This window comes from Flavihumibacter sp. CACIAM 22H1 (genome assembly GCF_001601815.1).
Taxonomy (GTDB): Bacteria; Bacteroidota; Bacteroidia; order Chitinophagales; family Chitinophagaceae; genus Flavihumibacter.
On sequence record NZ_LUKG01000031.1, the window covers coordinates 44,289 to 46,174 of the forward strand.

A 1,886-nucleotide genomic window follows, 5' to 3' on the forward strand; every position below is an offset into this window, starting at 1 on the left:
TGAAGATTTCCCGGATTATGGGTGGAACTGGAATAGTGTTATTGCTAGGGCTGGTTGCCTGTCAAACTAAGAAACCAGGAGGAGATTTTACGGTTACTGTTCATTATATTAATGCAGATAAGCTTGAACCCATGCAGAGCAGAAGAATCCAGATTGAAGAAATTCCGTTTGGCTCTGACGCTCCACCGGTAATTTTAGATTCTACTACCATTGTTGGTGCAGAAGGAAAACTGGTGCTTCGGGCAAAAGCTAAAAATGAGGGCGTTTATGAAGTGGCGGTGGAAAATGGTCCGTTGTTTTTAATCGTAAATGATGCCAGCTCTATAGAAGTAGAATTGGATATGGAAAAAAAAGAACGGCATTATAAAGTTGCAGGTTCGCCCGCCAGTAAACAGATACAGGATCTGATCCAGGAGTATAGTGATCGTAGCCTGGATATTAATAATGTATTTGCACAGCTGGACAGTTTGAAAAAGTTTCCCGATACAGACACTATGCAGCTTTTACTTACTGAAAAGAAAAATAAACAGATTGCTGACCTGGGTGGCTATGTGAAAGATGTAGTAACCAAGTCTGCTAGTCCGGCGGTTAGTGTATTTTCACTTGGACTTGCATCGCAGATTATGCCACGTACGGAATTTGAACAGCTGTTAGCAGCTACTGTAAATCGTTTTCCTGACTATGGTACTTTGCAATCCGTAAAGAAAACATTTGATCAGCAGAAGGCACAACTGGAAGAGATGGAAAAAAGACAATCGGCCCGGAGCCTTGTTGGAAAACCTGCACCTGAATTAAGAATGCCCGGAACAGATGGAAAACCTCTTTCTATTTCATCCTTTAAAGGGAAATATGTGTTGGTTGATTTTTGGGCCAGTTGGTGTGGTCCTTGCAGAAAAGAAAATCCGAATGTGGTAAGAGCTTATGATAAGTTCCGGGAAAAAAATTTTACAATACTTGGCGTATCGCTTGATAAAGGCAAAGAAGAGTGGCTGAAGGCAATAAAGGAGGATCAACTGACCTGGTCACATATGAGCGATTTGAAATTCTGGAACAGTGAATCTGTTCAGGTATATGGATTTGAAGGAATACCTTATAATGTGCTAATAAATCCGGAGGGGATCATCATTGCAGAAAATTTACGAGGACCTGATCTGGAAACCCGTTTAATGGAGCTACTAAAGTAATCAGGTAAAACCGATCATATAAAAAAAGGAATTCTCAATGAATTCTTTTTTTTATGCTTGTTGGTTTTCATGATATTTTGAATTCGTTAACATTTTGCTAATACCGCTTTGAATACAGATATTATTTTATGTAATTGTAATAATGATAAAAACAGTAGTAAAAATTAAATATTGAAAGAAAATAATAGAGATTGTACTAGAACTAATTAATCAAAATTTAAACTTTGTGCGTTTAATTTGTTAATTCTTCTAAATACAGTTAACACATGAGAAAGCCTAGCCGTAAAGATTTTAGTGTAATCAAGAAAAGTTCTCTTATCAATTTATCATGAAAAAAATATGCATTGAATTAAAAAAATTTAATGCAGCTTTTCATGATCCTACCTGTCATACTATTTTAACTAAGATTTTTTTTTAATCTAAACACACATTGTACATGAGAAAATTGCTCTGCATGCTTTTGTGCATGGTTGTCCTGGCAGGACAACTATGGGCACAAACCCGAACGCTCACTGGTCGGGTAACAGATGCGGCAGGAAATCCTGTTGCCAACGCGTCTGTTGTGGTTAAGGGTACCACCACAGGTACTACTACCAAGGATGACGGAACTTATTCAATTACCATACCAGCAACTGCGAGAGTATTGGTAATATCTGGGGTAGGTTTCGCCGAATTCGAAGAAAGAATTGGCGATGGTAATAC

General features: G+C 38.0%; 2 protein-coding genes. Both read left to right on the forward strand.

Features of this window, described 5'->3' with window-relative positions; translation table 11 throughout:
- A partial coding sequence (locus tag A1D16_RS10545; RefSeq protein ID WP_290709328.1) for a TlpA disulfide reductase family protein occupies positions 1 to 1,184 on the forward strand: 1,184 nt, incomplete at its 5' end.
- A 436-nt stretch (positions 1,185 to 1,620) separates the two neighbouring features.
- Positions 1,621 to 1,886 (forward strand): carboxypeptidase-like regulatory domain-containing protein (locus A1D16_RS10550; protein ID WP_290709329.1); only part of this gene is annotated, 266 nt, incomplete at its 3' end.